Source organism: Bacillus cereus group sp. BfR-BA-01347, from assembly GCF_022663835.1.
Classification (GTDB): domain Bacteria; phylum Bacillota; class Bacilli; order Bacillales; family Bacillaceae_G; genus Bacillus_A; species Bacillus_A thuringiensis_K.
In genome coordinates, this window is the sequence record NZ_JAKUGG010000019.1 from 77,884 (window position 1) to 90,687 (window position 12,804).

The window sequence follows — 12,804 nt, forward strand, 5'->3', positions numbered from 1 at the left end:
TTACTGTCTACTTGACAGGGAGATGACCAACAGTCGAATCTTTTTATTTTTCATATTCAAGGTGATTATGTCTTTTACAACCAAATAAATAGCAAGCCCCTATATAATCAGTTTCAAACTCTAATCCTGGAACGTATCCAGATTTGATACGTTCTACCAATGTTTTATAACAATTATTCTCTTCTGTATATTCCTCAATTAACTCTTTCTTATCATTTTCTGTCCAGTTTTCTTCTACTTCTTCATTCTGAACATCTTCTATTTCTGCTGTTTTCGCTTCGATAGATTCCCGTATAACTTCATTTATACGGGAGAAATTATTCGTTTTATATAGAGCATACACAAATCTACCAATCCAATTAGGACTTTTCCAGCATTCTTTATATCCCTTTTCGAACCATTCAATTGCTTCTTTATAGCAATTCAACTCAACATATAAATCTGCTACCTTAATTTCCCCTAAAAAATTATCAGATTCCCTGTTAAAAGTATCTAACTTCTCTTTTGCTTCTGTCATTCGTTCTAAATCAATTAAACATTTTACATAGCTATACATGATATAGTCCGAATCCCCTGCAACTCGCAAGAAAAATTCTGAAGCTTTTTCCAGCTCTCCAAGGTTATAATGTGCTACAGCTACATTATGATATGCTTCATCTGATGGTTGAATCGAAATAGACTTTTGTAATGCTTCTTTCGCTTCTGTCCATTTTTCTTGTTTCATGTAAATGTCCCCTAAGATGTTATAAGGAAAGTATGAAGAAGGATTCAACTTAACAACTTCTCTTATTAATTCAAGAGCTTTATCATCATTCTCTTCCTCATAAAAGTACATCCAAGCCAGATTATTGAGAGATTGTACGTCTCTAGATTCATGTACTGCTTGTTGAAACAGTTCCATTGCTTCCTCATATTTATTTTGTTCAAACATTTCAATTGCCTTCTCATTAATGTTCAAATAAATACCTCCGAAGTAAATGAATTCATCTATTCCCTATCATTATAGTAAAATGTAAAAATTATAATTTCTATAAAAAAATTTCTTTCTCTCGTCTACATTTCGATTGAAATAGAAGCTAAAACACACGAATTTACAACAATCAGTAAATTTTTCAATCTCCCTTAAATTGGATATACACCCTGTTTTAATTTACATATTATGGTACAATTAAAAGGGTACTAACTAAACATTTACGCTCCACACTAGTAATCTAGCAATACCAAAATCAAAATTCACATGGAATTGAGGGATGTTATGAAACAGAAATTAGCTGTTCTTCTATTCACCGGAATCATATTATCCGGATGTTCAGCTATTCCAGGAAATTCTTTAGAAACTGGAAACGGCAGTATGGAATTATTAACACCAACCATTACAACAAAAGATAATGAATTAGAAATTAAGACCGAGGGCATTGATGAAAATAAAGTGACCTTTATTTATGTTGCTAATAAAAAAGTGTTGGAACAAAAGCTAAAGAATGGTGAATCCTACAAGCTTAACATTAAAGATATCGAACATGCTCATAGGACAGACTACAAACCAAAAGTTCAACTTTTGCAAACGAAAGATGATGATGATGGTGGAGAAATAGTAACCTTCAAACAAGTTAGATATACAGTTAAAAACTGATTTTAAAGTTGTTTCATTATAAATGTAACGAACGAAAATATACTTTTAACAGTAGATACATGTAAGGGGTGCTAACATGAAAAAACGATGGATTTCTTGGTGGATTGGTAACATATTTTGGATTATCGTTTTTGGAATATGGGCCACTATCATTTGGCTACGAGATTTTGATGGTGCTGGTGTTATTCAAACACCTGAAATTAAATCAATATCACTTATCGTTTTATTAATTACGTTTATCATACCGGTATTTTTTCAAATTATATGGCTAATCATTAATTTGAGAATGAGTAAAAAAAATAATTATACGATTTAGTTTTTTTGAATTAACAGATGAATATTTTTCATAAAAAAGAGAGGAATCTACATCAAAATAGATTCCTCCCTTTTACATTTGGACTTTTACATTTGGACTTATACTGCGCTTTTACTGCAGCACTACTCCTCTTTTTTACGATGCATGTTCATCTTTCTTCTTCATTAACGCTCTTTTCTTCATCGCTTTCGTTAAATATCCACCTTTAAACGAACGAATTTCATACGAAGACATAAACGCTTTCGGTGCAATTTCATTAATAATTTCTAAAAGCTCTTTCTCTCTAGAACGCTTTGCGACGATATCTAAGCGATAACGTATAGAATTAATACCTTCGCCTTCAAATACTGTAACGCCAAATCCAGAGTGACGTAACTCATCTACTAATTCATTACAACGGTCTAGTAAACTAACTTGATACGTAATATAACCAATTGCTAATTTATTCTCTATATAACCGCCTAATAACAGTCCCGCACTAAAGCCAATGACATAGGCAACGATGTTCATCCAATTTGATAAATCTTGAAACACAATACCTAAACTGACAATGTAAATAGCTCCTTCTAACAATCCAACACCAGCAGCGGATCTTGTTTGATTCTTTACAAGCAAAATCGTACGAATTGTTAAAATTGGAACGTAAATAATTTGTAGCACAAAAATAAGTAGCGCTTGTAACATTGGTATCCACCTCTTTCAAAAAGTCTTTTGTCATAATAACATACATAACCTTTAGAAATCGATGGGTTTTTTAAAATTTTTTTATTATTTTTCATACTATTGAAAAACGCAAAAAAGAAGCGTATCATATTTGTCGTTAATTTGATTACTTGTATCATATCGCTAAACTAAAAAAGGAACCAAATTAGGTCCCTTTCATCATAGCTCTATGTTTTTCGAAGCATGTTCCCTTTGCTTCTCTTCTTCTTTCACTAACTGCATATTTGCATACGCTAAATTTGCAATCATTAAAAAGTGACCACCTAAAATACCTGTACCGAATGCCCAAATTTCCATTTCATGCTCAATTTCATACATGATTATAGCTCCTAAAATAGCAGCTGCAAATCGGTTTAAAACTCCTAATCCAGGAGACTTTTCCTTCATTACGATACTTTTTCCGAGTTTCTCCACTCTGCGAGCTAATAACCAAAGACAATAGGCGCTTACTGCTAATCCAATACCAAACCCTGTCACTTGTTTTCCAAACGGAGTAATCGTCCACATAAGTAGTAAACCACTAAAGATCACATACAATTGTAATCGATATACACGTAAGGCTTCTTGAATCAAAATATCCGCTCCTAAGTTCTCATTTTTTGTACTTTAGAAGAAAAGCAGCAACTTACACAGTTGCTGCTTTCTCTTCTTCTTGTTCTTGTTCCATCTTACGAATTTCAACACGTTTAATTTGGTAAGCGTCTTTTTCTAACACTTTAAATTCATAACCTTCTGCCTCAACGTGTTGTCCTTCTTCGATTTCATGATTTTGCATCATAATCCATCCACCGATTGTATCCACATCATCTTCTTCGATGTGTAATCCAAATAAATCTTTCACTTCTGAGATAAGCACTTTTCCATCAACAATGATATGTTGCTCGTTCACATGTTGAATTGGTGGTGCTTCATCTTCATCATATTCGTCACGAATTTCGCCGACGATTTCCTCCAAGATATCTTCAAGCGTTACAATTCCGGCTGTTCCTCCGTACTCATCATATAAAACAGCCATCGGAATTCGCTTCTTCTGCATTTGAAGTAATAAATCGTGAATTGGAGTCGTTTCCATCACTTCAATAATCGGACGCATATACGAGCGAATAGATGATAAATCTTTTTGATCCTCGGTCATATATCGAATAAAGAAATCTTTTACGTTGACCATACCGATAATATCATCTTTATCCTCTCCAAAAATCGGATAACGTGTGTATCTCTCATTTTGGATCACTTTCATGTGTTCTTCTACTGAATCTTCCAGGTAGAAACCAACGATTTCTGTTCGCGGTACCATAATCTCTTTTGCAATACGATTATCAAATTCAAAAATGTTATTTACATACTTGTATTCGGCTTGATTAATTTCGCCACTTTCATAGCTATCTGAAAGAATAAGGCGTAATTCTTCTTCGGTATGAGCTACTTCATGTTCAGAAGCCGGTTTTAAACCGAATAAACCAGTTATCACACGAGCTGAACCATTCAATACCCAAATAAATGGATACATTACTTTATAGAACATCATTAGTGGAGCTGCAAATAATAATGTTACTTTTTCAGCCTTTTGAATTGCCATCGTTTTCGGAGCCAATTCCCCTACTACAACGTGTAAATACGTCATTAACATAAAAGCAAGACCAAATGTTAATACTGATGAAATAGAAGGATTTAAGTTCCATTTCTCAAATAATGGGTGTAATAACTTTTCAATTGTCGGTTCACCTAACCAACCTAATCCCATAGCTGTCACTGTAATACCTAATTGACAAGCAGATAAATATTCATCTAAATTTGTTGTTACCTTTTTCGCTGCTAAAGCACCGCGTTTTCCTTCTGCAACAAGCTGATCAATACGACTTGAACGTACTTTTACAATCGCAAACTCAGCTGCTACGAAAAATCCAGTAAATGCGATTAAAATCGCAACCATGACTAAATTAAATATTTCCAATGAATCCCCTTAGTTAAAAAACTAAGGTGTCCACCTCCTGTATACTATAATGTTTTCTTATTTGTTTCTTAGAAAACATAGCCCTATACAAAAATTAAAGAGGTCAGATTTCACTTTTTCTATAATAATAGAGCAAGTGTCTGTATTAAAGCTGTCGTTTGACCAGATAAAGATTTCGATATTTTTTCACGTTGTGAATCAGTCAATCCATCTAAAAGCGGCTTTAACTCTGTTAACTCTGCTTCTAATCGATGAATATGGTCTGTCACTTCATTCACTTGTTTCGAAACGTGTTCATTGATACCGAGCAGCTTCTTCTTCTCCTCGATTTTCTCTTTAATCTCACAAAGCGGCATATGCATTTCTTTGCACTTCTCAATAAATTGTAATGTCTCAAATGCTGTTTCGTCGTAATAGCGATAATTAGATTGAGATCGCTCCGCTTTTAAGATACCTAGATTCGTATAATAATCAATCGTTCGTTTCGACACGTGAGCCATGAGAGCCAACTGTCCGATTCGATACACCTTCCCAACGATCTTCCCCCCTTGTTTATATTACTTACATGATACAATACATAAACTGTACAGTCAAACGTGACGGTTTATTATTCACAATTTATACCAAATTCCAAGCTCCACCCTACTATTATCCAATACAAATCACTCATACAATAAAATTACTAAACTATTACCTAATCACTACATTGTCTGTACCTTTTAACCTTTCTTATTTAAAAGCATATTCTACTAATAATGATTGCTTGTATAGGAGGAAATTAACATGAAAAAGACAATCATTTCTCATTTTTATAATGAAGAATACCTACTCCCATGGTGGCTTATGCATCACACGAAAATATTCGATCACGGCATTTTAATTAATAGAGGGTCTACAGATCGTTCCGTAGAGATTTGTAAACTATTAGCACCCCACTGGGAAGTACGAAATTCTAGATTTCTTGAGTTTGATCCAACTAATACTGATATTGAAGTGATGGAAATTGAAAGAGAAGTTTCAGGTTGGAAAATCGTTTTAAATACTACTGAATTCTTTTGTTGTAATAATACTGAAGATTTTTTTTCATCTCTTCATACACTAGGCCAAAACATGTATGCGATTAGAATGATTTTAATGATAGATAATCACAATTATAATTATTCAAAGCCTAGATATTCTATCCCCTTAGTAGAACAGCGATACCACGGTGTCTTCCCTTACAACCCACAACTCGGATGTGCTTGGAGATTTATTCACAATCATCTAGATGGTGCATATTTACCTGGTAGACATCATTCGCGGCACGGATATATAATTTATGACTATCCTTCATTTATTTTAAAATTTTATTTTAGCCCTTGGAATGAACAGTCAAAGGCAAGAAAATTACAAATTACACCTACCCTTTCAAAAAGGGGTGTTCAAATGGGGCTTCAAACACATTACGGTCAATCTCCTGAAGTACTGGACATACGTTTTTTAGAGCTTAGTAACCTAACACAAGACCTCCGTCATAACCCTGAATACCAAGAATTATTCCCAAAATTCAAACCGTAATATTTTCTGCATCGTCATCGCCTCAAACATTTTCATTCGCTTAATCAAAAACAATCTCATTTGCATAAAACATGAATACTGTATAAATAATAAATTTTTATTTTAGGAGGAAAAAATGAAAGCTGTTATTCTTGCTGGTGGGTACGGTACAAGAATTGGGGAAGAAACACATTTAAAACCGAAACCTATGATTGAAATTGGAACAAAACCCATTCTATGGCACATTATGAGTTTGTATAGTCATTACGGGATTACTGAGTTTATTATTTGCTTAGGCTATAAAGGATATGCAATTAAAGAGTTCTTTCTAAATTACAACTTACACATGTCTGATTTCACAATACAGTTAAACGATAATACAATTACTAGCCATTCTCATCGTGTAGAACCGTGGAAAGTTACACTAATCGATACTGGTGTAAATACCGAAACGGGTGGCCGAGTGAAAAAGATTCAAAATTATGTCGGAGACGAACCTTTCTGCCTCACTTATGGTGATGGATTAAGTAATGTAAATATAAAAGAACTTATTACATTCCATAAAAAACATGGAAAAATGGCTACTGTTACTGCCGTACAACCTCCTGGTAGATTTGGTTCTCTCATATTAGATAAACAGTCTGTAACATCTTTTCAAGAAAAGCCATTAGGTGATGGCGGATGGGTTAACGGTGGATTTTTCGTTTTAAATCCTGAAGTTTTCAATTACATTAGTGGAGATAAGTCTGTTTTTGAAACAGACACTTTAGTTCAGTTAGTAAACAAAAACGAATTGGCCGCATATCAACATTCTGGTTTTTGGCATCCAATGGATACATTGCGGGATAAAAATAAATTAGTCGAGCTATGGGAAAGTAATAACGCTCCATGGAAGGTTTGGTAATATGGCTTCATCATCTTTTTGGAATAAGAAAAAAGTATTTATTACGGGACATACTGGATTTAAAGGCTCCTGGCTCACCCTTTTCTTAAGTTCTTTAGGGGCAGAAATAGTGGGCTTTTCTTCTCATCCCCCATCCATTCCTAATCTTTTTGAACAAGGTAACGTAGCAAAAGAGTGTATGACAATTCATGGCGATATTACTGATTACGACTCTTTATTCCACGCCCTAAAACAACATAATCCCGACATAATATTTCATTTAGCAGCTCAGCCAATCGTCACCACTTCATACAAAAATCCTATCGATACATTCAAAACGAATGTTTTAGGTACTGTCCACGTGCTAGAAGCAGCAAAGTCCGTCGAAAGCGTACGTGCCATTATTAATGTGACAAGCGATAAATGTTATGAGAATGACGGTAGTGGCGACCGAGCGTTCGTGGAAAATGACCGACTAGGAGGTTTCGACCCTTATAGCGCTAGCAAAGCTTGCGCTGAAATAGTGGCAACATCCTATCAAAAATCATTCTTCCGCACTAATACCCAGAAACTCGCCTCAGTCAGAGCTGGTAACGTCATCGGCGGTGGTGATTGGGCAGAAGATCGATTATTCCCTGATATCATTCGGGCATATTTGCACAATCATACTTTGTGTATTCGAAACAAATATGCCGTCCGTCCGTGGCAACATGTTTTAGATCCTCTACATGGCTATATCCTTCTAGCTGAGAAACTTTGGAATGATGCTAAATATGCAGAAGCATGGAATTTCGGACCGATTAATGAACCTAGCAGAACCGTAAATGATGTCATTCAATCCGTAACGAAATTATGGAATAAACGACTCACCATCCATTCTCCCTCTACGAAAACTCCTTATGAATCACCAATTTTAACACTCAACAGTACAAAAGCAGTAAACAAACTCGGCTGGACCCCTAAGTTATCAACAGATGATTCTATTGCTTGGACTGTTGATTGGTACAAAAAATATGCATCCGGTGAAAATATAGAATCTTTCACGCGACAACAAATCGATGCATTCAAAAATTTATAAGGGGACTATAAAATGGAACAGAAAAAATGCCGTTTTTGCCACTCATTACTAACCAACACTTTTTTAGATTTGGGCGTTTCTCCTCTTGCTAATTCATTTGTAGCTCCTGAAAATTCAAATAAAATGGAACCATTTTATCCGCTGCACACATTTGTTTGTCACTCTTGTTTACTCGTGCAGCTAGATGAATTTGAATCTCCGCACAATATTTTTCATGACTACTTATACTTCAGCTCTTACTCCTCAAGCTGGCTGCTACATGCTAAAAAATATGTAGAAATGGCGATTAAGCGTTTCAACTTAACAAAACATTCAAAAGTGATTGAAATTGCAAGTAACGATGGGTACTTATTACAATACTTTCAAAAAGAAAATATCGAGACATTGGGAATTGAACCCGCAAAAAACGTAGCAGAAATTGCTATCCAAAAAGGAATTCCTACTGAAGTAAATTTTTTCAGTAATGACTTAGCAAAAAAATTGCCACAAGCTGATTTAATCGTCGCAAATAACGTATTAGCACACGTTCCGAACTTGCATGATTTTGTCGCTGGTTTAAAAACACTATTAAAACGTGATGGCACGATAACAATTGAATTCCCACACTTATTAAACCTCATATCCTTTAAACAGTTCGATACTATCTACCATGAGCACTTTTCCTACTTCTCACTTATAAGCCTTCAAAAAGTTTTAAGTTATCATCATTTACAAATTGTTGATGTAGAAGAACTTTCAACGCATGGTGGTTCCTTACGGATTTTTGTAAACCATCTAAGTGCCCAATCAACTATCCATTCCAATGTTACAAAATTAATTCAAAAAGAAGTCGACCACGGGTTAGATACTTTAGATTGCTATCTCCTTTTTTCTAAACGCATCGAACAATTGAAAATAAATATTTTAAAGTTTTTTATTGAAGCGAAAGCTTTAAACAAACAAATTATCGGTTACGGTGCTCCAGCTAAAGGAAACACCCTTTTGAATTATTGCGGGATAGGTAAAGAATTTCTAGCTTATACAGTAGATAAAAATCCTCACAAACAAAATCTCCTTTTACCAGGAACTCGTATTCCAATAAAATCTCCAGCAGAAATTAAACGTACAAAACCAGATTACATTCTTATACTTCCTTGGAATTTGAAAGACGAAATTATGAAAGAATGCTCTTTCATTCGTGAATGGGGCGGTAAATTTTTAGTGACGGTTCCAGAAATTGAGGTGATCGAGCCATGAAGAAAGTTGTTGTAACAGGTGGTAGTGGCTGGATAGGTAAATATGTTGTACATTCACTTATACAAAAGGGATACGAAGTGCACGCCATGTATAATAAAAATAACCCCTCTCACCTCCCTTGCCATTGGCATAAAGTAAACTTGCTTCGCGATGACGAAGTAAAACAATTCATTTACGACGTTCAGCCTAGCCATCTCATTCACCTTGCTTGGGAAGCAGTGCCACCAGCATGCTATGTATCTATTAATAATTACTATTGGCTAAAGTCTAGTATTTCATTGATTCAACACTTTACAACATGCGGTGGAAAGCGTGTTGTCGTTGCAGGTACTGGCGCAGAGTACGAATGGTTTAACGGCGTATTATTTGAAGATTCACCGCTCCTTTCCTATAAAACCCCGTATTCTTTATGTAAAAATGCACTGCACTCCTGGCTAGAAACGTATGCACAACAAACAGGCCTCAGCATGTGTTGGGGCCGCATTTTTCATATGTATGGACCTCACGAACAAGGTAATCGGCTCGTTTCTAACATTATCACTTCCTTATTAAAAAACGAGGAAGCACTATGTACACATGGAAAACAATCGAGAGATTTCCTCCATGTGAGTGACGTCGCTGACGCTCTCGTAACAATATTAGAACACAGCGTTACAGGCACCATCAATATCGCTTCTGGTCAATCTGTACAAATTAAAGAGTTAGCTTCTATCATTGCTAAAAAGATAGGAAAAGAACATTTAATTAAACTAGGTGCAATCCCTTTCTCTAAAGATGAACCTTTATTTGTCGGGGTTAATGTAGAACGTTTAAAAACTGAAGTAAACTGGAAACCAACATACGATCTAAATACAGGAATTGAAGAAACAATTTTATGGTGGAAATCATTTATACAAAAACATAACGATATGCATCATTAAAACGTAAATCCTTCGTTCCTCTCGCTAATTCCTTATACCATCCTTCTAATCTTTCCGGCGTAACAATATGATGCGTCCCCATTCCCCCATGCTTACTAGCTTCAGAAAGAGTCGGACCAATTTGTAACTTTCTCTTTCTCATCGCATCGTTCCACGGACTAAACCCAAACCATAATATACAGGCAAGAGGTGGATAAATCATCGATTCATGCGCAGATAAATGTCTTCCAACCGTATAACTTCCATGCTCATGATTATGAATAAATCTACCTCTTCTCCATAACGGCCAATCTTCTGGTAAATAACCATGAAACCGCTGTTTCATTAAAGGTATTCCAAAGTTAAGGTCCGGATAGTTGTAGTTAGGATCATCAACCATAATAAGCCCGTCCAGCCAATACATCCTCCCCCCCAATTCATTTAGCGATTTCCAAAACTGATTTTTATCTTGCACGCAAAGAAACTCAGTCGTATTTAAAATCATTTTCCATCCTTGTACTTCTTGTTCTATCCTCATCACTTCATGATCTGTCGCATATGCATCAAACTCTGGATTTACAGAATCTCGCACCTCCCAATGCGGTGCGAATTTTTTACAAATCTCAACCGAACGATCCTTAGAACCTTTATTAATTAAAATGCCATGATCAAACAGTTTCGTATGATGTATAAGCCACCACGGCAATAAATACTCTTCGTTATAAAAATGAGAAATAACAGTTGTAGTTATAACAATCTCCTCCTCTTTCTCTATTAATCTACTGTTTCATCCTACTCTTAATATACTTATCTGCTATGTCATTGGTTTCTCTTATTTTAAAAATATGTTTTTCTACCATATACTACACTTTCTTAGACAGCCACTATTTCCTAAAGAAACATCCCAATAAACTGAAAATTAAGTTATAATATCATTATAAAATATGAAGGAGGAATGCACCCATGTACTACAACACTTCATTCGAAAACGATCAACCTGTAGGCCGTCTATAAACTAAGGCGGGCTTGTAACACATACACTATGCCTCGTCTTAGGGAACTCATATTACCCTAAAAATAGACGGAGGTACTTCAAATGAAACAAACAATTTTAGGAGCTATATGCTTATCACTAGCAGCAAGTATATGGGGCGGTATGTATGTTGTTAGCAAATACGTACTCGATTTTATCCCACCACTAACACTCGTTTGGCTACGCTTTATTATCGCTTTTGTTGTTTTGTATGGCATTTTAAAACTAGCTGAGAAAAAGCAAAAGAAAAAAGTAACCATTCGCAAAAAAGATTGGCTCCTATTCGCTTGGATTGGATTTATCGGATATTTTATTTCAATCACATGTCAATTTATCGGAACAAAATTATCCGACGCTCATACAGGCTCATTAGTAACATCAGCTACACCTGCATTTATGGCTATATTTGCAGCGCTCATTTTGAAAGAAAAACTAACCGCTCGTAGACTTTTATCTACTATCATAGCGACAATCGGTGTCATTATCGTAATCGGGTGGGATATTGAAATTGGCTCCTATTTTATCGGAACAATCATTTTAGTTGGAGCCGCTATTACGTGGGCTTTACTATCTATTTATGTAAAAATCGCTTCAATCCAATTTTCATCCTTAGTTATTACAACGTATGCCATATTCTTTTCACTCTTTTTTATTACACCTTTTATGATAGGGGAACTACAAACATCCTCTATCGGAACAGTAAATACGTACGTCATATTAGGCGTATTATACTTAGGAATCGTCTCAACAGCAGGTGCCTTTTTCCTTTGGAATAAAGGATTAGACTTAATGGATGCAAGCATCGGTTCCTTATTTTTCTTCTTCCAACCTATCGTTGGATCATTACTTGGTTGGCTCTTATTAAATGAGACATTAAATAGTAACTTTTTCATTGGTGGTATGCTCATTATATGTAGCGTTTTCATTACTACTTTTGAAAAGAAATAACAAAACAGGCAGAGATTCTTAGTCTCTGCCTGTTCGCATAATTGGATCTTGGTCGTGAAAACCAATACAAATCGGTATATTACTTTGCACTTCACTACGTACACTTATAAAACTACACAGCGTTTTAGCAATTAAATATAAAGTTATACTGATTGCTTTTTCACTTGTATCAAAGCCATTTTCATTATACATATCTGCTAATTCTACAGCCCCCGGCCCCTCAATATTATATGTCCATTCAGATGCCCAATCGTCATCCTCTTCTTCCATTGGAAAATACTCCTCACAAATATAAAACTGACTATCCCATTCGTTATCAAGGTCATACTCAAAATAAATCGCTTTTGCTTCTTCGTTAGTAGCCATTTCTACAGCTGCATCCAAACCTACTCGAATACTTTCCTTATATGACTCTAAATCAATTGCTTTAATTCGTTCTGCATATTCTGTAGATGCCAACATGCAACAAATATCATAATACTTCGCTTCTATTTGCTCTACTGCTAACGAAAAGACATCCTCTTGCATCTCTTCTAAATACTGAAATATATCCACACTAAACACT

Annotated in this window: 15 protein-coding genes; 8 read left to right on the plus strand and 7 right to left on the minus strand. The window is 35.2% G+C overall.

All coding sequences use genetic code 11. The features are described from left to right. Positions 1 to 43 precede the first annotated feature (43 nt). Positions 44 to 958 carry a tetratricopeptide repeat protein gene (locus MR143_RS23875; protein WP_001024460.1) on the minus strand — a complete coding sequence of 305 codons (915 nt, stop codon included), beginning with the start codon at positions 956 to 958 and terminating at the stop codon, positions 44 to 46. 279 nt (positions 959 to 1,237) lie between these two features. On the opposite strand from MR143_RS23875, the gene MR143_RS23880 reads away from it, so the two are divergent. Beyond that, positions 1,238 to 1,633 carry a hypothetical protein gene (locus MR143_RS23880; RefSeq protein ID WP_074593361.1) on the plus strand — a complete coding sequence of 132 codons (396 nt, stop codon included), beginning with the start codon at positions 1,238 to 1,240 and terminating at the stop codon, positions 1,631 to 1,633. A 76-nt stretch (positions 1,634 to 1,709) separates the two neighbouring features. Then, a complete protein-coding gene (locus tag MR143_RS23885) occupies positions 1,710 to 1,949 on the plus strand; it encodes a DUF3923 family protein (protein ID WP_000747686.1) in 240 nt (79 codons plus the stop codon). Between the two features lie 135 nt (positions 1,950 to 2,084). Here the strand turns inward: MR143_RS23885 and MR143_RS23890 are convergent, their stop codons facing one another. From MR143_RS23890 to MR143_RS23905, 4 genes are all read right to left on the minus strand, one after another. After that, on the minus strand, positions 2,085 to 2,633 hold the full coding sequence (locus MR143_RS23890; protein ID WP_000938438.1) for a DUF2179 domain-containing protein: 549 nt from the start codon (positions 2,631 to 2,633) through the stop codon (positions 2,085 to 2,087). A 198-nt stretch (positions 2,634 to 2,831) separates the two neighbouring features. After that, a complete protein-coding gene (locus tag MR143_RS23895) occupies positions 2,832 to 3,245 on the minus strand; it encodes an ATP synthase subunit I (RefSeq protein ID WP_000613879.1) in 414 nt (137 codons plus the stop codon). Positions 3,246 to 3,297: 52 nt separating this feature from the next. After that, positions 3,298 to 4,626: a hemolysin family protein gene (locus tag MR143_RS23900; protein WP_000402275.1), complete on the minus strand. Its 1,329-nt coding sequence runs from the start codon at positions 4,624 to 4,626 to the stop codon at positions 3,298 to 3,300. Positions 4,627 to 4,745: 119 nt separating this feature from the next. Beyond that, on the minus strand, positions 4,746 to 5,153 hold the full coding sequence (locus MR143_RS23905) for a MerR family transcriptional regulator (RefSeq protein ID WP_000285637.1): 408 nt from the start codon (positions 5,151 to 5,153) through the stop codon (positions 4,746 to 4,748). 256 nt (positions 5,154 to 5,409) lie between these two features. On the opposite strand from MR143_RS23905, the gene MR143_RS23910 reads away from it, so the two are divergent. The 5 genes from MR143_RS23910 to MR143_RS23930 all read left to right on the plus strand — a co-directional run bounded on the left by MR143_RS23910 (position 5,410) and on the right by MR143_RS23930 (position 10,279). Next, complete coding sequence (locus MR143_RS23910; RefSeq protein ID WP_000750968.1) at positions 5,410 to 6,183, plus strand: glycosyltransferase family 2 protein; 774 nt, start codon at positions 5,410 to 5,412, stop codon at positions 6,181 to 6,183. Between the two features lie 115 nt (positions 6,184 to 6,298). After that, the gene (gene rfbF, locus MR143_RS23915) at positions 6,299 to 7,066 is read left to right on the plus strand and encodes a glucose-1-phosphate cytidylyltransferase (RefSeq protein WP_000648807.1); all 768 of its coding nucleotides are present in this window, start codon (positions 6,299 to 6,301) and stop codon (positions 7,064 to 7,066) included. Between the two features lies 1 nt (position 7,067). Further along, entirely contained in the window at positions 7,068 to 8,123 is a 1,056-nt protein-coding gene (gene rfbG, locus MR143_RS23920; protein WP_000168648.1) for a CDP-glucose 4,6-dehydratase, read from the plus strand. 12 nt (positions 8,124 to 8,135) lie between these two features. Next, the gene (locus tag MR143_RS23925) at positions 8,136 to 9,359 is read left to right on the plus strand and encodes a class I SAM-dependent methyltransferase (RefSeq protein WP_000435763.1); all 1,224 of its coding nucleotides are present in this window, start codon (positions 8,136 to 8,138) and stop codon (positions 9,357 to 9,359) included. Next, positions 9,356 to 10,279 carry an NAD-dependent epimerase/dehydratase family protein gene (locus MR143_RS23930; protein WP_000758366.1) on the plus strand — a complete coding sequence of 308 codons (924 nt, stop codon included), beginning with the start codon at positions 9,356 to 9,358 and terminating at the stop codon, positions 10,277 to 10,279. Before MR143_RS23925 ends, MR143_RS23930 begins: the two co-directional genes overlap by 4 nt. Here the strand turns inward: MR143_RS23930 and MR143_RS23935 are convergent. Continuing rightward, positions 10,248 to 11,033, minus strand: coding sequence for a glycosyltransferase family 2 protein (locus MR143_RS23935; protein WP_071732485.1), 786 nt, complete (start codon positions 11,031 to 11,033; stop codon positions 10,248 to 10,250). The two genes, MR143_RS23930 and MR143_RS23935, sit on opposite strands and share 32 nt — an antisense overlap. Positions 11,034 to 11,354: 321 nt before the next feature. Between MR143_RS23935 and MR143_RS23940 the strand changes: the two genes are divergently transcribed. Continuing rightward, entirely contained in the window at positions 11,355 to 12,239 is an 885-nt protein-coding gene (locus tag MR143_RS23940; RefSeq protein WP_000814728.1) for a DMT family transporter, read from the plus strand. 18 nt (positions 12,240 to 12,257) lie between these two features. Here the strand turns inward: MR143_RS23940 and MR143_RS23945 are convergent, their stop codons facing one another. After that, positions 12,258 to 12,794, minus strand: coding sequence for a hypothetical protein (locus tag MR143_RS23945; RefSeq protein WP_000350937.1), 537 nt, complete (start codon positions 12,792 to 12,794; stop codon positions 12,258 to 12,260). Positions 12,795 to 12,804 lie beyond the last annotated feature (10 nt).

Excerpts from the sequence above, each read along its gene's own strand:
- MR143_RS23880 (WP_074593361.1), top strand. The coding sequence starts at position 1,238 with ATGGAATTGAGGGATGTTATGAAACAGAAATTAGCTGTTCTTCTATTC.
- MR143_RS23885 (WP_000747686.1), top strand. The coding sequence starts at position 1,710 with ATGAAAAAACGATGGATTTCTTGGTGGATTGGTAACATATTTTGGATT.
- MR143_RS23890 (WP_000938438.1), bottom strand. The coding sequence starts at position 2,633 with ATGTTACAAGCGCTACTTATTTTTGTGCTACAAATTATTTACGTTCCA.
- MR143_RS23910 (WP_000750968.1), top strand. The coding sequence starts at position 5,410 with ATGAAAAAGACAATCATTTCTCATTTTTATAATGAAGAATACCTACTC.
- rfbF (WP_000648807.1), top strand. The coding sequence starts at position 6,299 with ATGAAAGCTGTTATTCTTGCTGGTGGGTACGGTACAAGAATTGGGGAA.
- rfbG (WP_000168648.1), top strand. The coding sequence starts at position 7,068 with ATGGCTTCATCATCTTTTTGGAATAAGAAAAAAGTATTTATTACGGGA.
- MR143_RS23925 (WP_000435763.1), top strand. The coding sequence starts at position 8,136 with ATGGAACAGAAAAAATGCCGTTTTTGCCACTCATTACTAACCAACACT.
- MR143_RS23930 (WP_000758366.1), top strand. The coding sequence starts at position 9,356 with ATGAAGAAAGTTGTTGTAACAGGTGGTAGTGGCTGGATAGGTAAATAT.
- MR143_RS23940 (WP_000814728.1), top strand. The coding sequence starts at position 11,355 with ATGAAACAAACAATTTTAGGAGCTATATGCTTATCACTAGCAGCAAGT.